Origin of the sequence: Escherichia coli DSM 30083 = JCM 1649 = ATCC 11775, from assembly GCF_003697165.2 — a bacterium.
Lineage (GTDB): Bacteria > Pseudomonadota > Gammaproteobacteria > Enterobacterales > Enterobacteriaceae > Escherichia > Escherichia coli.
Window position 1 is genome coordinate 4,844,570 of sequence record NZ_CP033092.2, and the last position, 19,667, is coordinate 4,864,236.

Here is a 19,667-nt window from a genome sequence, read left to right on the forward strand (position 1 = left end):
AGTACGCTTCTTTAAGGTAAGGAGGTGATCCAACCGCAGGTTCCCCTACGGTTACCTTGTTACGACTTCACCCCAGTCATGAATCACAAAGTGGTAAGCGCCCTCCCGAAGGTTAAGCTACCTACTTCTTTTGCAACCCACTCCCATGGTGTGACGGGCGGTGTGTACAAGGCCCGGGAACGTATTCACCGTGGCATTCTGATCCACGATTACTAGCGATTCCGACTTCATGGAGTCGAGTTGCAGACTCCAATCCGGACTACGACGCACTTTATGAGGTCCGCTTGCTCTCGCGAGGTCGCTTCTCTTTGTATGCGCCATTGTAGCACGTGTGTAGCCCTGGTCGTAAGGGCCATGATGACTTGACGTCATCCCCACCTTCCTCCAGTTTATCACTGGCAGTCTCCTTTGAGTTCCCGGCCGGACCGCTGGCAACAAAGGATAAGGGTTGCGCTCGTTGCGGGACTTAACCCAACATTTCACAACACGAGCTGACGACAGCCATGCAGCACCTGTCTCACGGTTCCCGAAGGCACATTCTCATCTCTGAAAACTTCCGTGGATGTCAAGACCAGGTAAGGTTCTTCGCGTTGCATCGAATTAAACCACATGCTCCACCGCTTGTGCGGGCCCCCGTCAATTCATTTGAGTTTTAACCTTGCGGCCGTACTCCCCAGGCGGTCGACTTAACGCGTTAGCTCCGGAAGCCACGCCTCAAGGGCACAACCTCCAAGTCGACATCGTTTACGGCGTGGACTACCAGGGTATCTAATCCTGTTTGCTCCCCACGCTTTCGCACCTGAGCGTCAGTCTTCGTCCAGGGGGCCGCCTTCGCCACCGGTATTCCTCCAGATCTCTACGCATTTCACCGCTACACCTGGAATTCTACCCCCCTCTACGAGACTCAAGCTTGCCAGTATCAGATGCAGTTCCCAGGTTGAGCCCGGGGATTTCACATCTGACTTAACAAACCGCCTGCGTGCGCTTTACGCCCAGTAATTCCGATTAACGCTTGCACCCTCCGTATTACCGCGGCTGCTGGCACGGAGTTAGCCGGTGCTTCTTCTGCGGGTAACGTCAATGAGCAAAGGTATTAACTTTACTCCCTTCCTCCCCGCTGAAAGTACTTTACAACCCGAAGGCCTTCTTCATACACGCGGCATGGCTGCATCAGGCTTGCGCCCATTGTGCAATATTCCCCACTGCTGCCTCCCGTAGGAGTCTGGACCGTGTCTCAGTTCCAGTGTGGCTGGTCATCCTCTCAGACCAGCTAGGGATCGTCGCCTAGGTGAGCCGTTACCCCACCTACTAGCTAATCCCATCTGGGCACATCCGATGGCAAGAGGCCCTAAGGTCCCCCTCTTTGGTCTTGCGACGTTATGCGGTATTAGCTACCGTTTCCAGTAGTTATCCCCCTCCATCAGGCAGTTTCCCAGACATTACTCACCCGTCCGCCACTCGTCAGCAAAGCAGCAAGCTGCTTCCTGTTACCGTTCGACTTGCATGTGTTAGGCCTGCCGCCAGCGTTCAATCTGAGCCATGATCAAACTCTTCAATTTAAAAGTTTGATGCTCAAAGAATTAAACTTCGTAATGAATTACGTGTTCACTCCTGAGACTTGGTATTCATTTTTCGTCTTGCGACGTCAAGAATCCGTATCTTCGAGTGCCCACACAGATTGTCTGATAAATTGTTAAAGAGCAGTGCCGCTTCGCTTTTTCTCAGCGGCGCGGGGTGTGCATAATACACTTTCCCGCTACAGAGTCAAGCATTTATTTTTGCTTTCTCTGCCGGAATTCTCAGGAGAATCCCGCTGACCCGGCGGCGTGTTTGCCGTTGTTCCGTGTCAGTGGTGGCGCATTATAGGGAGTTATTCCGGCCTGACAAGAGGAAATTTAAAATAATTTTCTGATCGCGCATTTTTTCAGCAAAAGCCCCGTTAATGTGCCATAAAACAAGCAATTTGCCGTTTTTGCAACCGTAATCACACTTCCTGGTGGCATACTAAGAAGGAATAAAAAGAAAAAGGAAGATTAGTAATGCCTTTAAGCGCACAACAGTTAGCTGCACAGAAAAACCTTTCGTATGTTCTGGCTGAGAAGCTGGCGCAGCGGATCTTAAAAGGTGAATATGAACCCGGCACCATTTTGCCTGGTGAGATTGAGCTGGGCGAGCAATTTGGAGTGAGTCGTACAGCGGTACGCGAAGCGGTCAAAACGTTAACGGCAAAAGGGATGGTTTTACCGCGACCGCGAATTGGTACCCGAGTCATGCCACAATCGAACTGGAATTTTCTTGATCAGGAATTGCTTACCTGGTGGATGACAGAAGAGAACTTTCATCAGGTCATCGATCACTTTCTGGTTATGCGTATCTGTCTGGAGCCGCAAGCTTGCCTACTGGCAGCAAAGGTTGGCACCGCGGAACAGAAGGCGCATCTCAATACGTTAATGGCCGAAATGGCGGCATTAAAAGAGAACTTTCGCCGTGAACGCTGGATCGAAGTCGATATGGCCTGGCATGAGCATATCTATGAAATGAGCGCCAATCCGTTTTTGACCTCATTCGCCTCGCTATTCCATTCGGTTTATCACACTTACTTCACGTCAATTACCAGCGACACAGTGATAAAGCTGGATCTGCACCAGGCGATTGTCGATGCGATTATCCAAAGCGATGGCGACGCGGCATTTAAAGCTTGTCAGGCGCTGCTACGCTCACCAGATAAGTGATAACCCGATAACAGGACATTGAATGAGCGATAAAAAGAAGCGCAGTATGGCGGGTTTGCCGTGGATCGCGGCGATGGCCTTCTTCATGCAGGCACTTGATGCCACTATTCTGAATACCGCCTTACCCGCAATCGCTCATAGCCTTAATCGTTCTCCTCTCGCGATGCAATCAGCCATCATCAGTTATACGCTGACGGTGGCGATGCTTATTCCGGTAAGCGGATGGCTAGCCGATCGCTTCGGTACACGTCGCATTTTTACCCTTGCCGTGAGTCTGTTCACGTTGGGTTCTCTGGCCTGCGCACTTTCCAACTCGCTACCACAGCTGGTTGTCTTCCGGGTTATTCAGGGGATAGGCGGCGCAATGATGATGCCTGTTGCTCGGCTGGCCTTACTGCGCGCTTATCCTCGTAATGAACTTCTTCCTGTATTGAATTTTGTCGCCATGCCGGGTCTGGTGGGGCCAATTTTAGGCCCCGTTCTTGGCGGCGTGCTGGTCACCTGGGCAACCTGGCACTGGATATTTTTAATCAATATCCCCATAGGTATTGCGGGCCTTCTTTACGCGCACAAACATATGCCCAATTTCATCACCGCACGACGCAGATTCGATACCACTGGCTTTTTGCTGTTTGGCCTCAGCCTTGTTCTCTTCTCAAGCGGAATAGAGCTATTCGGGGAAAAGATTGTCGCCAGCTGGATTGCCTTGACGGTAATTGTCACCAGCATCGGGTTACTGCTTCTCTATATTCTCCATGCGCGACGCACGCCAAACCCATTAATTTCATTAGATTTATTTAAAACCCGCACTTTCTCGATCGGTATCGTAGGCAATATTGCAACCCGTCTGGGAACCGGCTGTGTACCGTTCCTTATGCCATTGATGTTACAGGTAGGATTTGGGTATCAGGCGTTTATTGCTGGCTGTATGATGGCACCGACAGCGTTAGGTTCCATTATTGCAAAATCGATGGTTACCCAAGTCTTACGTCGTCTGGGCTATCGCCATACGTTAGTGGGGATCACGGTGATTATAGGGCTAATGATCGCTCAGTTCTCTTTGCAATCACCAGCAATGGCGATATGGATGCTGATCTTGCCGTTGTTTATATTAGGGATGGCTATGTCGACACAATTTACCGCGATGAATACCATCACACTTGCCGATCTGACCGATGACAACGCCAGCAGCGGTAACAGTGTTCTGGCGGTCACGCAGCAACTGTCTATCAGTTTAGGCGTTGCTGTAAGTGCGGCCGTCCTTCGCGTTTACGAAGGGATGGAAGGCACAACGACAGTCGAACAATTCCACTATACGTTTATCACGATGGGCATTATTACTGTTGCTTCAGCAGCAATGTTCATGCTACTGAAAACAACCGATGGTAATAATTTGATCAAAAGACAGCGTAAATCTAAGCCGAACCACGTTCCATCAGAATCGGAGTAAGTTGTAATCGTTGTTGCTGTAGGGCCGGCTGGGTTATCCGATGGATGAGTACATCAATCGCCAGCTCCCCCAGTTCATCTTTCGGTTGGTGGATAGTTGTTAATGGTGGCGTCATAAAGCTTGCCAGTTCGATATCGTCATAGCCAATCACCGCGATATCCTGCGGAACCTGTAACTCTGCCTGATATAACGCCTGGTAAACGCCAACAGCCATAGCGTCATTTCCGGTAAAGACAGCCTGAGGACGCAGCGGATGTGATAACAGTTGGCGCATGGCGTCAAACCCGCCGTTAAATTCAAAATCACCAGTGACTTCATAGCCATCAGGAATGTTGAGACCCGCACGTTTCATCGCCGCCCGATAACCTTCCAACCGCAGGCGCGCCGGAGTTTTATCCAGCGGACCGGTAATACAGGCAATACGGGTATGACCTTTATCGATCAGATATTGCGTTGCTAAGTCTCCGCCCAGCAACGAGTTATCCTGAATAAGATCGCTGTCGCCATCGAACGGAGCCCAGTCCATCATCACGGTAGGCACTGTCGGATAACGTTGCATGATTTCACGCGAAGGCTGATGCGTTTCGGTGCACAGTAACAGCAAGCCATCAACGCGTTTTTGCATCAGCGTTTCCAGATTACGATTCATCCGCTGTTCATCGCCTTCGGTATTGCAAAGGACAAGACTATAACCGCGTTCGAAGCAGCTGCGTTCAACGCCACGCACCAGTTCTGAATAGAAAGGATTGGTACTGGCAGTGATCAACATGCCAATGGTATGTGTTTGATTGAGTTTGAGGCTACGCGCCAGAGCTGATGGCGCGTAATTGAGTTCTTTAATCGCCGCTTCAACTTTGGCTGTAATCGCTTCACTGACGAAGCGATCTTTATTGATAACGTGAGAAACTGTTGAGGTAGAAACGCCCGCCAGGCGGGCAACATCTTTCATTGTAGCCAAGCGTCACCTCTGCCTGTCTAAAAATGCGTCGATCTCTTCACGCCACGGTACGGAAGGTTGTGCGCCTTTACGTGTTACGGCAATCGCAGCGGCTGCATGGGCAAAACGAATCGCCTCTGGCAATGGTTTTTCTTCCAGCAACGCCGTGATTAACGCGCCGTTAAAGGTATCTCCGGCAGCAATGGTATCGACAGCCTGCACCCGGAATCCAGGAACGCGCTGACCTTCACCATTCACGCTAGCCCATACACCACGACTTCCTAAAGTAATCAGTACAGTACGGATACCTTTTTCATGCAGTACCTGCGCCGCCTTCGCTGCATCTTCATCATTTTCAACACGAATACCGGTGAGCTTTTCTGCTTCCGTTTCGTTTGGCGTAATAATGTCCACCAGCGCCAGAAGTTCGTCAGGAAGTTCGCGAGCCGGAGCCGGGTTAAGCGCAACGATAGTCTTATTTTGATGGGCGATTTTCGCCGCTGCCATCACACTTTCGAGTGGTGATTCCAGCTGCATTAATAATGCCGACGCGTTGGCAATACGCTCACGTTGCGCTTCCACCAGCGCCGGGGAAAGGGCAGCATTAGCGCCGGCATGAATACCGATGACATTCTCACCTTCACCATTAACAAAAATCAGCGCCACACCTGTTGATTCGCCTTTGATCACGCTGACCGGAGAAATATCGATGTTATCAGTGGCGAGCTGCTGACGTACGCTCTCGCCAATGCTGTCATCACCCGTACAGGCAATAAACGCGATATTCGCACCGCTACGCCCAGCAGCCACAGCTTGATTCGCGCCTTTGCCGCCAAATGCAACCTGATAGTGGTTACCGGTTACGGTTTCGCCTGGAGTAGGAAAAGATTGAAGATTAAGAATGTGGTCAGCATTAATGCTGCCAAGAACAACGAGGCTGCCTGCGTTTTGCATATTCGGGATGTCCATAAAATGCGCCACCGTGTTAGGGTGGCGCGTGCCCTGCTTTTCTTTATATTACACGTTCATCTGTCGATGACGTATTTATGTCACCATCAGGTCATACAACCTGATTAAAACTACTGCTTAACAACCAGTTTCAGATCAACCGGATACTTAGCCTGAACTTTCTCGCCTTTCAGCACTTTATCTGCGGTTTCGACGCCTTTCGCGCCAATCTGATCGGGTAGCTGAGCGATAGTCGCTGCTAGTTTGCCATCATTCACCGCTTTTTCGCCATCCGGTGTACCGTCAAATCCGACGACCATCACATCCGATTTACCGGCAGTTTGCAGTGCGCGCAGCGCGCCAAGCGCCATTTCATCATTCTGCGCGAATACAGCCTGAACATCCGGATGAGCGGTCAACAGGTTCTGCATTACGTTCAAACCTTTGGTGCGATCAAAATCTGCAGGCTGGCTGGCAAGAACATTAAACTTGTGAGCAGCAACGGCCTGCTGGAAACCTTCGCCACGTTCACGGGCTGCGGATGTACCGGCAATGCCTTGCAGCTCGATAACTTTGGCACCTTCACCCGCTTTCTTCGCGATGTAATCACCGGCGATTTTGCCGCCCAGTACGTTATCAGATGCAATGTGGCTCACCACTTCACCTTTCGTTGCCTGGCGGTCAAGAGTGATAACCGGGATGTTCGCCTGGTTAGCCATCTTCACAGCATTACCTACTGCGTCGGAGTCGGTCGGGTTAATCAGCAGAATTTTGGTGCCGCGGACGGTTAAGTCCTGCACGTTCGCCAGCTCTTTCGCCGGGTTGTTCTGGGAGTCCAGCACCACCAGGTTATAGCCAAGTTTATCCGCCTCTTTCTGCGCGCCATCTTTCAGCGATACAAAGAACGGGTTGTTAAGCGTGGAGACCACCAGCGCGATGGTGTCTTTTGCCATCGCATTCGCACTGACGGTGGCGCTTAGCGCAACAGCGGAAACCAGGGTAGCCAGTTTTTTCATGTTCATATTCAAGATGTCCTGTAGTCGTTATTACTGCTTTTTGTTGTCTACCAGCACCGCCAGCAAAATCACCACCGCTTTGACGATCATCTGGTAATAGGAGGAAACACCTAACAAATTCAATCCATTATTAAGGAAGCCAAGAATTAATGCGCCGATCAACGTCCCAACAATGCGACCTTTTCCGCCCGCCAGACTCGTACCGCCCAGAACCACCGCAGCAATAGCATCCAGCTCATAGCCAGTCCCCGCCGTGGGTTGTGCGGAGGAGAGACGCGCCACTTCAATGATCCCGGCCAGCGATGCCAGCAGACCACAAAGAGAATAGACGATGATTTTGATTTTATTGACGTTGATACCAGAAAGACGCGTTGCCGCTTCATTGCCGCCCAGCGCGTAGATGTAACGCCCCAGACGCGTGTGATGCAGCATGTACCAGGCCGCGAGGAAGACAATCCCCATGATCCAGACTGGCGTCGGTACGCCCAGCGGACGACCAATACCAAACCAGCCAAACAGATCGGCGTTCTCAGTAAAGCCGGTATTCACTGGGCTACCATTGGTATAAACCATGGTCACGCCGCGCAGTAAAAGCATCATAACCAGCGTAGCGATAAACGCCTGGACGCGACCTTTCGCTACAATCACCCCAGTTACCGCACCAATTGCGGCACCTAACGCGAGAGCGGCAGCGACAGCCACCAGCGCATTGACTTCAATGCCGACGATAGATGCAGCAACTGCGCCGGTCAGCGCCAACAGAGAACCTACCGACAAGTCGATACCCGACGTCAGGATCACCAGCGTCATCCCGACCGCCATAATGGCGTTCACCGAGGTTTGCTGAAGAATATTGAATAAGTTATTGATGGTGAAAAAGTTCGGGCTTAACGTCGAGACAATCGCGATCAGCACCAGCAGAGCGATAAGCGATTTCTGCTCCATCAGCCACGCTTTCGTGAAATAACGGCGACCAGAGACAGTCTGGGTTGTCATTTTTTTACTCCTGATTCACGCGATTAAGCTTGCCCACAGCGGCAGCCATTAACACTTCCTGGGTGGCCTGCTCACGAGTAAATTCCCCGCTGAGATGCCCTTCATGCATGACGATGATGCGATCGCTCATGCCTAATACTTCTGGCATCTCCGATGACACCAGAATGATGCTCAAGCCATCGGCTTTGAACTGGTTAATCAGTTGATAGATCTCTTTTTTCGCGCCGACATCTACGCCACGGGTAGGCTCATCGAGGATCAACACTTTAGGGCGTGTCATCAGACCACGGGCAATCGCTACTTTTTGCTGATTGCCACCGGAAAGCAGACCAATTGCCTGTTCCATCGATGGCGTTTTCACATTAAACAGACGAATGAAATCACTCACAGCCTGCTGTTCATCGGCATGCTTCAAACTGCCGCCAGCGCGGCTGAAGTAGCGCAGCGCGGTCAGCGACATGTTCTCTTTTACTGACATGCCCAGCACTAAACCGTCACGTTTACGGTCTTCGGAGATATAAACAATGCCGTTTGCCAGGCCATCCTGCGGCGAACGGGTAACGACTTCATGCCCATCCAGGGTGACGTAACCGCTTGTGCGCGGCAGTGCACCGTAGAGCACTTTCATCAGTTCGGTACGCCCAGCGCCCATCAAACCAGAGACGCCAAGAATTTCGCCTTTGCGTAAAGTAAAAGAGACATCGTTAACGCCAGGTCCGCAGAGATTATCGACTTTCAGGCGGATATCTCCCGGCGCTTTGTTCAGGTGCGGATATTGATCTTCCAGCTTGCGGCCCACCATCATCTCAATCAGAGAATCTTCGGTCAGTGATGCCACTTCGCGCTCAGCAATAAATTGTCCGTCACGAAAAACGGTAACGTCATCGCAAATCTCGAAGATTTCTTTCATGCGGTGGGAGATATAGACAATACCGCGGCCTTGCGATTTCAGCTCGCGGATGACGCGGAACAAGGATTCGGTTTCGGTATCGGTCAGCGCATCGGTCGGTTCATCCATAATGATGACTTTCGACTCAAAGCTCAGCACTTTGGCGATTTCAACCATTTGCTGGTCACCGATGGAAAGATCGCCCACCAGTTTGTCGCTTTTAAAGCGCAGGTTAAGTTTAGCCAGCAATTTATCCGCTTCGGCATACATGGTTTTCCAGTCAATTTTGCCAAAGCGATTAACAAACTCACGACCGAGGAAAATGTTTTCGGCAATGGTTAACTGCGGGATCAGGTTCAGTTCCTGGTGGATAATCCCAATCCCGGCTTCCTGGGAAGATTTCGGCCCGGTAAATGTCGTTTCTTTCCCCAACCATAAAAGCGTACCGGCATCGCGAGTATAGATACCAGTAAGCACTTTCATCATGGTGGATTTACCCGCGCCGTTTTCGCCCACCAGCGCCATCACGCGGCCCGGATAGACATTTAACGCTGCGCCCGAGAGGGCTTTTACGCCCGGGAAGGCTTTATCGATACCTTTAAGCTGAAGTAATGCTTCCATGACGGCCTCAGAACGTCACGCCAGCACAGAGAATGATATTCGCATACGGAGAACATTCTCCGCTGCGAATTACCGCCTGACTTCCTGCGGTTTGTTGTTTGAATTGTTCATGCGTGGTGTAACGAATTTCAATGGTGTTTCCCTGGTGTTTTTGCAGCTGCTCAAGGTGAGTGAGCAACGTTTCGTGGAGTTGCGGATTATGTTGTTTGATCTCTTCCGCGATAATGACAGCCTCGACCTGCATTTCATTTGTGACTACACCCAGCACCTGCATAAAAGAAGGTACACCCTGGGTTAATGCCATATCGATACGCGTTGTACTTTTGGGGATGGGTAAACCAGCATCACACACCACCAGCGTATCGGTATGTCCCAGTCGGGAGATCACCGATGAAATATCAGAATTAAGAACGGTGCCTTTTTTCATTTTTTTCTCCATCAGCGAAACGTTTCGCTGACCCGCAGTTTAATCCTGACTGAGTTGGGAAAACCATCGTGACGTTACGGAAATGTGATCAACCTCGAAACGTTTTACATGGTGATTAACCATGAAAACAAAAACGCCCCCTTATGGAGAAAGGAGGCGTCTGGCGTTAGATTTCGACCTGAGTACCCAGTTCGATAACTCTGTTTGGCGGGATTTCAAATTGATCCGGTGCCCGCAGCGCATTACGTTGCAGCAGCAAGTACAGCTTGCCGCGCAGACGCAAATACCACGGGCGTTTGCCGAGGATCAACGACTCATGCGACATAAAGAAGGAGGTTTCCATCATCCGGCAACTTAATCCTTCCAGACCGCAGCGGTGGAAAACTTCTTCCACGTTTGGCGTTTCTCGCCAACCATAACTTGCCACCACGCGCCAGAAAGTGGGCGACAGTTGTTCAATCTGTACCCGACGGACGTTATGGACATATGGCGCGTCTTCGGTGCGCAGAGTTAACAGAATCACCCGCTCATGCAATACCTTGTTATGTTTCAGGTTATGCATCAGCGCAAAGGGAATGACGTTGATTGCACGCGACATATACACCGCGGTCCCAGGCACGCGAACGGGCGGTGATTTCTCCAGCGAAGCAATCATCGCTTCCAGAGAGTTACCATGTTCATGCATCCGCCGCAGCAAGCGGAAACGCTCGCTCTTCCAGGTGGTCATCACGATAAACATCACCGTACCGAGGCTCAATGGCAACCAGCCGCCGGAGAGCAGTTTATCGAGGTTAGCGGTGAACAAGGGAATATCGACACAAAGGAAAGCAATCAGGATCAGCGCAACAAAATACTTATTCCAGTGCCAGTTCTGACGTGCCACGGTAGTCGAGAGAATAGACGTCAGCACCATGGTTCCGGTCACCGCAATCCCGTACGCCGCCGCCAGGTTGCTGGAGTGCTCAAAGCTGACAATCACAATCACGACCGCGACATAGAGCATCCAGTTCACAAAGGGAATATAGATTTGCCCTGACTCCATTTCGGAAGTGTGAATAATGCGCATCGGCGACAAATATCCCAGACGTACCGCCTGACGCGTCAATGAGAAGACGCCAGAGATAACCGCCTGCGAGGCAATTACCGTCGCCAGTGCGGCGATGATCAGCAGCGGGATCAGCGCCCAGTCCGGTGCCAACAGGAAGAACGGGTTCTTAATCGCTTCCGGATTCTTTAACAACAGCGCTCCCTGGCCGAAGTAATTAAGGGTTAAGGAAGGCAATACGACGGTGAACCACGCCAGACGAATAGGGAACTTACCAAAGTGCCCCATATCAGCATACAGCGCCTCGACCCCCGTAATCGACAGCACCACTGCCCCTAATGCAATAAAAGAAACCGTTTTGTATTCAAGGAAGAAATGCACCGCCCACATCGGATTCAGTGCATGCAGCACTTCCGGGTTAGCAATAATGCTACGTAACCCCAGCCCTGCCAGAATCAAAAACCAGGTCAGCATGATCGGCGCAAACAGCTTACCGACCATAGCCGTGCCATGTTTTTGAATCATGAATAATAATGTGAGAACGATAATTGAGAGGGGAACTATCCAGGTATCCAGCTGCGGGGCGACGATTTCCAGACCTTCAATGGCGGACATCACCGAAATAGCGGGAGTAATGACGACTTCACCATAGAAAAAGCTGCCGCCGATTAGCCCCATAATCACCAGCATTGATGTGGTTCGCGCCGACGTATTACGCCCGGCAAGCGACATCAACGTCAGGATCCCCCCTTCACCGGCGTTATCTGCCCGCATCACGAAGGTGAGATATTTAATGGAAACCACAAAGATTAGCAGCCAGAAGATCAGCGATAAAAAGCCAAACACGGCATCGCGTTCAACGCCAAAACCAAACTGGCCGGACAAACATTCACGAAGTGTATATAACGGGCTGGTACCAATATCGCCGTAGACAACTCCAATCGCCGCGAGGGTAATCGCGGGCAATGATTGCTTATTATCAGTGCTCATAGACTAGTCTTTCGTTGAAATATGAAATGTGTGCTTAGTCCCTTGGCCCACAAAAAAGCGCACAGTATGCACGATTAACGGCAAAATCGTACTCCTAAATGCGGCCACATTAACCTGGCTCAAAGAAAAATACCCCTCCTTTGAGACTATTTTAGCCACCAGCAAGAAACGTCTATACTCGCAATTTACGCAGAACTTTTGACGAAAGGACGCCACTTCATTATGGCTCACCCTCATTTATTAGCGGAAAGAATTTCCCGCCTGAGCAGTTCGTTGGAAAAGGGGCTTTATGAACGTAGCCACGCCATCCGCTTGTGTTTATTAGCGGCATTAAGTGGTGAAAGTGTGTTCCTCCTTGGCCCACCAGGTATTGCCAAAAGTTTGATCGCCCGGCGCTTAAAATTCGCCTTTCAGAATGCCCGCGCGTTTGAATATCTGATGACCCGCTTCTCCACGCCGGAAGAAGTTTTTGGTCCCCTTTCTATTCAGGCGCTAAAAGATGAAGGGCGCTATGAACGTTTAACCAGCGGTTACCTGCCGGAAGCTGAAATCGTCTTTCTGGATGAGATCTGGAAAGCGGGTCCGGCAATTCTTAATACCCTGCTCACCGCCATTAACGAGCGCCAGTTCCGCAACGGCGCACTCGTAGAAAAAATCCCGATGCGTCTGCTGGTGGCGGCCTCCAACGAGCTGCCGGAAGCAGACAGCAGTCTGGAAGCGTTATATGACCGCATGCTGATTCGTCTGTGGTTAGATAAAGTGCAGGATAAAGCGAATTTCCGCTCCATGCTGACCAGTCAACAGGATGAAAATGACAATCCGGTTCCTGCCTCCTTGCAGATCACAGATGAAGAATATGAACGCTGGCAGAAAGAGATTGGTGAAATTACGCTGCCCGATCATGTATTTGAGCTGATTTTTATGCTGCGCCAGCAACTGGATAAATTACCGGATGCGCCTTATGTCTCGGATCGTCGCTGGAAAAAAGCGATCCGCTTATTGCAGGCCAGCGCCTTTTTTAGCGGTCGCAGTGCTGTCGCCCCGGTTGATCTCATTTTGCTGAAAGATTGCCTGTGGTATGACGCGCAAAGCCTGAATTTGATACAACAACAAATTGATGTATTGATGACCGGTCACGCCTGGCAACAGCAAGGGATGTTGACCCGCCTGGGCGCGATTGTGCAACGTCACCTGCAACTTCAGCAGCAACAAAGCGATAAAACAGCCTTAACGGTAATTCGTCTGGGCGGCATTTTTAGCCGTCGTCAGCAGTATCAACTCCCTGTTAACGTTACTGCTTCCACTCTGACTCTGCTGCTGCAAAAACCGTTAAAACTGCATGATATGGAAGTGGTTCATATCTCCTTTGAGCGTAGCGCGCTGGAACAGTGGCTGAGTAAAGGTGGTGAGATTCGCGGCAAACTGAACGGTATCGGCTTTGCCCAGAAACTGAATCTGGAAGTCGATAGCGCCCAACATCTTGTTGTACGCGATGTAAGTTTACAAGGCAGTACGCTAGCACTTCCAGGTTCATCGGCTGAAGGTCTGCCAGGTGAAATAAAACAACAACTGGAAGAGCTTGAAAGCGACTGGCGCAAGCAACACGCTTTATTCAGCGAACAGCAAAAATGTCTGTTTATCCCTGGCGACTGGTTAGGTCGCATTGAAGCCAGCCTACAGGATGTCGGCGCACAGATTCGCCAGGCACAACAATGCTAACGCTGGATACGCTTAATGTGATGCTGGCCGTCAGCGAAGAGGGATTGATCGAAGAGATGATCATCGCGCTGCTGGCCTCACCGCAGCTGGCAGTCTTCTTTGAAAAATTCCCACGACTGAAGGCGGCAATCACTGATGATGTTCCCCGCTGGCGTGAGGCGCTGCGCAGTCGGCTGAAAGATGCCCGAGTCCCGCCGGAACTCACCGAAGAGGTGATGTGCTATCAGCAAAGCCAGCTCCTCTCCACGCCGCAGTTTATTGTGCAGCTACCACAAATCCTGGACTTACTGCATCGTCTGAATTCCCCATGGGCAGAACAAGCCCGCCAGTTGGTTGATGCTAACAGCACGATCACTTCAGCGTTACACACGCTTTTTCTCCAGCGCTGGCGTTTAAGCCTGATCGTGCAAGCAACGACGTTAAATCAGCAGCTATTAGAAGAAGAACGCGAACAACTGTTGAGTGAAGTTCAGGAACGCATGACGCTGAGCGGGCAACTTGAACCGATTCTCGCAGATAACAATACCGCAGCTGGTCGTCTGTGGGATATGAGCGCCGGTCAGCTTAAACGTGGCGACTATCAGTTGATTGTGAAATACGGTGAATTTCTTAACGAACAGCCGGAACTGAAACGTCTGGCAGAACAGCTGGGGCGTTCCCGGGAAGCCAAATCAATACCGCGCAACGATGCGCAGATGGAAACCTTCCGCACCATGGTGCGCGAACCGGCGACAGTTCCTGAGCAGGTTGATGGTCTGCAGCAAAGCGATGATATTTTACGTCTCTTGCCGCCAGAACTGGCGACACTAGGGATAACGGAACTGGAGTATGAGTTTTACCGTCGGCTGGTGGAAAAACAGTTGCTCACCTATCGCCTGCATGGTGAGTCGTGGCGTGAAAAAATGATCGAACGCCCGGTGGTGCATAAAGATTACGACGAACAGCCGCGCGGACCGTTTATTGTCTGCGTGGATACTTCCGGCTCAATGGGCGGCTTTAATGAACAGTGTGCGAAAGCGTTCTGCCTGGCCTTGATGCGCATAGCCCTCGCTGAAAACCGGCGCTGCTATATTATGCTATTTTCCACCGAGATCGTCCGTTATGAGCTTTCAGGCCCACAAGGCATCGAACAAGCAATCCGTTTTTTAAGCCAGCAGTTTCGTGGCGGCACCGATCTGGCCAGTTGTTTTCGCGCCATTATGGAACGCTTGCAAAGCCGGGAATGGTTTGATGCCGATGCGGTGGTGATTTCTGATTTTATCGCCCAGCGGTTACCTGACGACGTGACGAGCAAAGTGAAAGAGTTGCAGCGGGTACATCAGCATCGCTTTCATGCCGTGGCGATGTCGGCACATGGCAAACCCGGCATCATGCGCATTTTCGATCATATCTGGCGCTTTGATACCGGGATGCGAAGCCGCCTGCTCAGACGCTGGCGGCGATAAATTATTACAGCAGAGAAGGGACGCTCTCACGAACAGCTGCCGGCCATACACCACACTGAACCTGGCCGATATGTGGCAGTTGCAGCAGCAGCATGGTCAAACGAGACTGGCCGATACCGCCGCCGATGGTCTGCGGCATTTCACCGCGCAGCAGCGCCTGATGCCACTCCAGCTCCAGGCGATCTTCGTCACCGGTCAGCGCCAGCTGATGCTTCAGCGTGTCGGCATCCACGCGGATCCCCATGGAAGAAAGCTCAAACGCATCTTCCAGTACCGGGTTCCATACCAGAATATCGCCGTTCAGACCCGCATGGCCCAGCTCTGACGGGGTGCTCCAGTCATCATAATCCGGTGCGCGCACGTCGTGACGATGACCATCGCTCAGCTTGCCGCCAATCCCGACCAGGAATACCGCGCCAAGATCTTTCGCAATCGCCCGCTCACGCCCTTTGGCATCGAGCTCCGGATAACGAGACAGTAACTCCTGGCTGTGTACGAAGTGGATCTGATCCGGCAGGAACGGTGCCAGGCCAAACTCTTCGCTAACCGCAGCTTCGGTTGCTTTAATTCCCTCCCAGATCGCCTCTACCGTGCTTTTCAGAGTCGAGAATTGACGCTCGCCGTCGCCCATTACGCGTTCCCAGTCCCACTGGTCTACATAGACCGAGTGCAACGGGGAAAGACGGTCTTCATCGGGGCGAAGGGCTTTCATGTGCGTGTACAGCCCTTCGCCCGCGCTGAAGTCGTGTTGCCCTAAGGTCTGACGTTTCCACTTCGCCAGTGAATGAACCACTTCGAACTGGGCATCAGGCAGAGCTTTCACTTTTACCTGCACCGCTTTTTCACAGCCCGACAAGTTATCCTGCGTGCCATCCCCCACACGGCTAAGAATCGGTGCCTGGACTTCGATCAGCCCCAGACGTTCTTCCAGTTGACGAGAAAAGTGAGATTTCACGAAGCTAATTTGACGTTGTTTGGCAATGTAAGCGGTTTTCATTTTTTATACTCCTGCGTCCTGTTGCTTATGATTAAGCAACAAAAACCGACACACATGCAATAATCATTCAATAAAAAGCCTCACGTACTTTTGATTCATTAAAAAAGAAGGCTAAAATAGAATGAATCATCAATCCGCATAAGAAAATCCTATGGAAAATTATCTGATCGACAATCTGGACCGAGGCATCCTGGAAGCATTAATGGGCAATGCGCGCACCGCTTACGCCGAACTGGCGAAACAATTTGGCGTCAGCCCGGGGACGATTCACGTTCGAGTAGAGAAAATGAAGCAGGCGGGGATCATTACCGGGGCGCGTATTGATGTCAGCCCGAAGCAGCTTGGTTATGACGTAGGCTGCTTTATCGGCATTATATTAAAGAGCGCCAAAGACTATCCTTCCGCGCTGGCAAAGCTGGAAAGCCTCGATGAAGTCACTGAAGCCTATTACACAACCGGCCACTACAGCATCTTTATAAAAGTGATGTGCCGTTCGATCGATGCTCTCCAGCATGTACTTATCAACAAGATCCAAACAATTGATGAAATTCAGTCCACCGAGACACTGATCGTCCTGCAGAATCCGATCATGCGTACCATTAAGCCCTGATCGGCTTTTTTAATCCCATACTTTTCCACAGGTAGATCCCAACGCGTTCACAGCGTACAATACGCCACTCTTAATAAAGGTGGCGGTTTATGGCAGATATCACTCTTATCAGCGGCAGCACCCTCGGCGGTGCCGAATATGTAGCAGAACACCTGGCTGAAAAGCTGGAAGAGACGGGTTTAACCACCGAAACGCTGCACGGTCCGCTGTTGGAAGATTTATCTGCCTCGGGGATCTGGCTGGTTATCAGCTCAACCCACGGTGCCGGAGATATTCCGGACAACCTTTCTCCTTTCTATGAAGCATTGCAGGAACAGAAGCCCGATCTTTCTGCGGTCCGCTTTGGCGCAATCGGTATTGGTAGTCGTGAATATGACACCTTTTGTGGGGCTATCGATAAAATCGAGGCAGAACTCAAAAATTCCGGAGCAAAACAGACAGGCGAAACACTGAAGATCAACATTCTTGATCACGACATTCCGGAGGATCCGGCAGAAGAATGGCTGGGATCGTGGATTAATTTACTCAAATAAGTATACAGATCGTGCGATCTACTGTGGATAACTCTGTCAGGAAGCTTGGATCAAACGGTAGTTATCCAAAGAACAACGGTTGTTCAGTTTTTGAGTTGTGTATAACCCCTCATTCTGATCCCAGCTTATACGGCCCAGGATCACCGATCATTCACAGTTAATGATCCTTTCCAGGTTGTTGATCTTAAAAGCCGGATCCTTGTTATCCACAGGGCAGTGCGATCCTAATAAGAGATCACAATAGAACAGATCTCTAAATAAATAGATCTTCTTTTTAATACCCAGGATCCCAGGTCTTTCTCAAGCCGACAAAGTTGAGTAGAATCCACGGCCCGGGCTTCAATCCATTTTCATACCGCTTTATGCGAGGCAATCACCATGTTTTATCCGGATCCTTTTGACGTCATCATCATTGGCGGGGGTCATGCAGGCACCGAGGCCGCGATGGCCGCGGCGCGTATGGGTCAACAGACTCTGCTTTTGACACACAATATCGACACTCTGGGGCAGATGAGCTGCAACCCGGCGATCGGCGGTATTGGGAAGGGACATCTGGTAAAAGAAGTGGATGCACTCGGCGGTCTGATGGCGAAAGCGATCGATCAGGCGGGTATCCAGTTTAGGATACTAAACGCAAGCAAGGGACCGGCGGTTCGCGCTACCCGAGCTCAGGCAGATCGTGTGCTCTACCGTCAGGCGGTACGTACGGCGCTGGAGAACCAACCGAACCTGATGATCTTCCAGCAGGCGGTTGAAGATCTTATTGTCGAAAACGATCGCGTGGTCGGTGCCGTTACCCAAATGGGACTGAAGTTCCGTGCCAAAGCTGTCGTGCTCACCGTTGGGACGTTCCTCGACGGTAAAATTCATATCGGTCTGGATAATTACAGCGGTGGCCGTGCTGGTGATCCGCCGTCCATTCCGCTCTCTCGCCGTTTGCGTGAACTGCCGCTGCGCGTTGGTCGTCTGAAAACCGGGACACCGCCGCGTATTGATGCACGTACTATCGACTTCAGCGTGCTGGCGCAACAGCATGGCGATAACCCAATGCCGGTATTCTCGTTTATGGGTAATGCGTCCCAGCATCCACAGCAGGTGCCGTGTTATATCACCCATACCAACGAGAAAACCCATGATGTGATCCGCAGTAACCTCGATCGTAGCCCAATGTATGCAGGGGTGATCGAAGGTGTCGGCCCACGCTACTGCCCGTCGATCGAAGACAAAGTCATGCGCTTCGCCGAAAGAAATCAGCATCAGATCTTCCTTGAACCGGAAGGGCTGACCTCAAACGAAATTTATCCGAACGGTATCTCCACCAGCCTGCCGTTCGATGTGCAGATGCAAATCGTCCGCTCCATGCAGGGGATGGAAAACGCGAAGATCGTGCGTCCGGGTTATGCCATTGAGTATGACTTCTTCGATCCACGCGACCTGAAACCGACGCTGGAGAGCAAGTTTATCCAGGGGCTGTTCTTTGCTGGTCAGATTAACGGCACTACCGGTTACGAAGAAGCCGCTGCGCAAGGTTTGCTGGCTGGTCTTAACGCTGCCCGTCTGTCTGCTGACAAAGAAGGTTGGGCTCCGGCGCGTTCTCAGGCATATCTCGGCGTACTGGTTGATGACCTGTGCACTTTAGGAACCAAAGAACCGTATCGTATGTTTACCTCGCGCGCAGAATATCGTCTGATGCTGCGCGAAGATAATGCTGATCTGCGTTTGACTGAAATCGGTCGCGAACTGGGCCTGGTGGATGACGAACGTTGGGCGCGCTTTAACGAGAAACTTGAGAATATCGAGCGTGAGCGTCAGCGTCTGAAATCGACCTGGGTAACCCCGTCGGCGGAAGCTGCAGCCGAAGTGAATGCTCACCTGACTGCGCCGCTTTCCCGTGAAGCCAGTGGTGAAGATCTGCTACGTCGTCCTGAAATGACTTATGAAAAATTAACCACGCTGACACCGTTTGCCCCTGCGTTGACAGATGAACAGGCTGCGGAACAGGTTGAGATTCAGGTTAAATACGAAGGTTATATCGCGCGCCAGCAAGATGAGATCGAAAAGCAGCTGCGTAACGAGAATACCCTGCTACCAGCGACGCTGGATTACCGCCAGGTATCCGGTCTTTCTAACGAAGTGATCGCCAAACTTAACGATCACAAACCGGCCTCTATTGGCCAGGCTTCGCGTATTTCTGGCGTCACGCCTGCGGCTATCTCCATTCTGCTGGTGTGGCTGAAAAAACAGGGTATGCTGCGTCGTAGCGCATAACGCATTAAAAATGCCTGGTAAGCACCCGCTTACCAGGCAACGCA

15 protein-coding genes and 1 rRNA gene are annotated in these 19,667 nt (G+C 51.2%); 7 read left to right on the top strand and 9 right to left on the bottom strand.

The window, feature by feature from the left end:
• Positions 1-17: 17 nt before the first annotated feature.
• Positions 18-1,559, bottom strand: a 16S ribosomal RNA gene (locus EAS44_RS24775).
• 480 nt (positions 1,560-2,039) lie between these two features.
• Between EAS44_RS24775 and yieP the strand changes: the two genes are divergently transcribed.
• Positions 2,040-2,732: a FadR/GntR family transcriptional regulator gene (gene yieP / locus EAS44_RS24780; protein ID WP_001131161.1), complete on the top strand. Its 693-nt coding sequence runs from the start codon at positions 2,040-2,042 to the stop codon at positions 2,730-2,732.
• A gap of 22 nt (positions 2,733-2,754) precedes the next feature.
• On the top strand, positions 2,755-4,182 hold the full coding sequence (gene mdtD, locus EAS44_RS24785; RefSeq protein WP_001280824.1) for a multidrug transporter subunit MdtD: 1,428 nt from the start codon (positions 2,755-2,757) through the stop codon (positions 4,180-4,182).
• Here the strand turns inward: mdtD and rbsR are convergent.
• From rbsR to kup, 7 genes are all read right to left on the bottom strand, one after another.
• On the bottom strand, positions 4,148-5,140 hold the full coding sequence (rbsR, locus tag EAS44_RS24790) for a ribose operon transcriptional repressor RbsR (protein WP_000224467.1): 993 nt from the start codon (positions 5,138-5,140) through the stop codon (positions 4,148-4,150). The two genes, mdtD and rbsR, sit on opposite strands and share 35 nt — an antisense overlap.
• Positions 5,141-5,143: 3 nt before the next feature.
• The gene (gene rbsK / locus EAS44_RS24795; protein WP_001361088.1) at positions 5,144-6,073 is read right to left on the bottom strand and encodes a ribokinase; all 930 of its coding nucleotides are present in this window, start codon (positions 6,071-6,073) and stop codon (positions 5,144-5,146) included.
• A 125-nt stretch (positions 6,074-6,198) separates the two neighbouring features.
• Complete coding sequence (rbsB, locus tag EAS44_RS24800) at positions 6,199-7,089, bottom strand: ribose ABC transporter substrate-binding protein RbsB (protein ID WP_001056273.1); 891 nt, start codon at positions 7,087-7,089, stop codon at positions 6,199-6,201.
• 24 nt (positions 7,090-7,113) lie between these two features.
• Positions 7,114-8,079 carry a ribose ABC transporter permease gene (gene rbsC, locus EAS44_RS24805; protein WP_000211858.1) on the bottom strand — a complete coding sequence of 322 codons (966 nt, stop codon included), beginning with the start codon at positions 8,077-8,079 and terminating at the stop codon, positions 7,114-7,116.
• 4 nt (positions 8,080-8,083) lie between these two features.
• Positions 8,084-9,589 (bottom strand): ribose ABC transporter ATP-binding protein RbsA, encoded by a 1,506-nt coding sequence (gene rbsA, locus EAS44_RS24810; RefSeq protein WP_000387779.1) that lies wholly within the window; start codon positions 9,587-9,589, stop codon positions 8,084-8,086.
• A 7-nt stretch (positions 9,590-9,596) separates the two neighbouring features.
• Complete coding sequence (gene rbsD, locus EAS44_RS24815; RefSeq protein ID WP_001350412.1) at positions 9,597-10,016, bottom strand: D-ribose pyranase; 420 nt, start codon at positions 10,014-10,016, stop codon at positions 9,597-9,599.
• Positions 10,017-10,182: 166 nt separating this feature from the next.
• Positions 10,183-12,051 carry a low affinity potassium transporter Kup gene (gene kup, locus EAS44_RS24820; RefSeq protein ID WP_000102319.1) on the bottom strand — a complete coding sequence of 623 codons (1,869 nt, stop codon included), beginning with the start codon at positions 12,049-12,051 and terminating at the stop codon, positions 10,183-10,185.
• A 222-nt stretch (positions 12,052-12,273) separates the two neighbouring features.
• Between kup and ravA the strand changes: the two genes are divergently transcribed.
• Together ravA and viaA are read left to right on the top strand one after the other, a co-directional pair.
• Positions 12,274-13,770 carry an ATPase RavA gene (gene ravA / locus EAS44_RS24825; protein ID WP_001296585.1) on the top strand — a complete coding sequence of 499 codons (1,497 nt, stop codon included), beginning with the start codon at positions 12,274-12,276 and terminating at the stop codon, positions 13,768-13,770.
• Complete coding sequence (gene viaA, locus EAS44_RS24830) at positions 13,764-15,215, top strand: ATPase RavA stimulator ViaA (protein ID WP_000956636.1); 1,452 nt, start codon at positions 13,764-13,766, stop codon at positions 15,213-15,215. The genes ravA and viaA overlap by 7 nt, the downstream gene beginning before the upstream one ends.
• Positions 15,216-15,219: 4 nt before the next feature.
• Here the strand turns inward: viaA and asnA are convergent, their stop codons facing one another.
• Positions 15,220-16,212, bottom strand: coding sequence for an aspartate--ammonia ligase (gene asnA / locus EAS44_RS24835; RefSeq protein ID WP_000845129.1), 993 nt, complete (start codon positions 16,210-16,212; stop codon positions 15,220-15,222).
• Between the two features lie 151 nt (positions 16,213-16,363).
• On the opposite strand from asnA, the gene asnC reads away from it, so the two are divergent.
• The 3 genes from asnC to mnmG all read left to right on the top strand — a co-directional run bounded on the left by asnC (position 16,364) and on the right by mnmG (position 19,623).
• Positions 16,364-16,822 carry a transcriptional regulator AsnC gene (gene asnC / locus EAS44_RS24840; RefSeq protein ID WP_000432970.1) on the top strand — a complete coding sequence of 153 codons (459 nt, stop codon included), beginning with the start codon at positions 16,364-16,366 and terminating at the stop codon, positions 16,820-16,822.
• A gap of 89 nt (positions 16,823-16,911) precedes the next feature.
• The gene (gene mioC, locus EAS44_RS24845) at positions 16,912-17,355 is read left to right on the top strand and encodes an FMN-binding protein MioC (protein WP_000763758.1); all 444 of its coding nucleotides are present in this window, start codon (positions 16,912-16,914) and stop codon (positions 17,353-17,355) included.
• A 378-nt stretch (positions 17,356-17,733) separates the two neighbouring features.
• The gene (gene mnmG, locus EAS44_RS24850; protein ID WP_000499800.1) at positions 17,734-19,623 is read left to right on the top strand and encodes a tRNA uridine-5-carboxymethylaminomethyl(34) synthesis enzyme MnmG; all 1,890 of its coding nucleotides are present in this window, start codon (positions 17,734-17,736) and stop codon (positions 19,621-19,623) included.
• Positions 19,624-19,667 lie beyond the last annotated feature (44 nt).

What these genes read in the sequence shown, in the direction of transcription:
- viaA (WP_000956636.1), top strand. Translation starts at nt 13,764, where the DNA reads ATGCTAACGCTGGATACGCTTAATGTGATGCTGGCCGTCAGCGAAGAG.
- rbsK (WP_001361088.1), bottom strand. Translation starts at nt 6,073, where the DNA reads ATGCAAAACGCAGGCAGCCTCGTTGTTCTTGGCAGCATTAATGCTGAC.
- asnC (WP_000432970.1), top strand. Translation starts at nt 16,364, where the DNA reads ATGGAAAATTATCTGATCGACAATCTGGACCGAGGCATCCTGGAAGCA.
- asnA (WP_000845129.1), bottom strand. Translation starts at nt 16,212, where the DNA reads ATGAAAACCGCTTACATTGCCAAACAACGTCAAATTAGCTTCGTGAAA.
- mioC (WP_000763758.1), top strand. Translation starts at nt 16,912, where the DNA reads ATGGCAGATATCACTCTTATCAGCGGCAGCACCCTCGGCGGTGCCGAA.
- ravA (WP_001296585.1), top strand. Translation starts at nt 12,274, where the DNA reads ATGGCTCACCCTCATTTATTAGCGGAAAGAATTTCCCGCCTGAGCAGT.
- mdtD (WP_001280824.1), top strand. Translation starts at nt 2,755, where the DNA reads ATGAGCGATAAAAAGAAGCGCAGTATGGCGGGTTTGCCGTGGATCGCG.
- mnmG (WP_000499800.1), top strand. Translation starts at nt 17,734, where the DNA reads ATGTTTTATCCGGATCCTTTTGACGTCATCATCATTGGCGGGGGTCAT.
- rbsA (WP_000387779.1), bottom strand. Translation starts at nt 9,589, where the DNA reads ATGGAAGCATTACTTCAGCTTAAAGGTATCGATAAAGCCTTCCCGGGC.
- rbsB (WP_001056273.1), bottom strand. Translation starts at nt 7,089, where the DNA reads ATGAACATGAAAAAACTGGCTACCCTGGTTTCCGCTGTTGCGCTAAGC.
- rbsD (WP_001350412.1), bottom strand. Translation starts at nt 10,016, where the DNA reads ATGAAAAAAGGCACCGTTCTTAATTCTGATATTTCATCGGTGATCTCC.
- kup (WP_000102319.1), bottom strand. Translation starts at nt 12,051, where the DNA reads ATGAGCACTGATAATAAGCAATCATTGCCCGCGATTACCCTCGCGGCG.
- rbsC (WP_000211858.1), bottom strand. Translation starts at nt 8,079, where the DNA reads ATGACAACCCAGACTGTCTCTGGTCGCCGTTATTTCACGAAAGCGTGG.
- yieP (WP_001131161.1), top strand. Translation starts at nt 2,040, where the DNA reads ATGCCTTTAAGCGCACAACAGTTAGCTGCACAGAAAAACCTTTCGTAT.